The organism is Alkalihalophilus lindianensis, assembly GCF_032843265.1.
Classification (GTDB): Bacteria; Bacillota; Bacilli; order Bacillales; family Bacillaceae_D; genus Alkalihalophilus; species Alkalihalophilus lindianensis.
Genome location: NZ_JAWJBA010000263.1, coordinates 1 through 276 on the forward strand (window position 1 = coordinate 1; position 276 = coordinate 276).

Below are 276 nucleotides of genomic sequence, written 5' to 3' on the forward strand. Positions count from 1 at the left end.
GAGCGAAAGTCGAATGCAAATGAATAACCTTCACTAACAATATGGGCAGAAACAACACAGTGAGACCAAACACTTTTTCCGTCTGAGTGTGAAAAGTGAAAATCCAATCCCTGCATTTTTCTGGTAGATATATCTTTTTTGGACTGTGTGTCATCAATAATCAAAAAGACGATTGGTCTGGTATCACCCTGCTTGGAACGAATCTTTTTGATTTTGTCCATCATAAACTGAATGCGCCGTCGAGTAGCACGGTTAGGGCACCAGGGGGATTCATTT

The 276-nt window shown here is 40.9% G+C and carries 1 pseudogene; it reads right to left on the reverse strand.

Annotated elements, in window-relative coordinates:
• Positions 1 to 224, reverse strand: a pseudogene (locus RYX56_RS22185) (hypothetical protein); the annotation flags it as partial.
• Between the last annotated feature and the right edge of the window lie 52 nt (positions 225 to 276).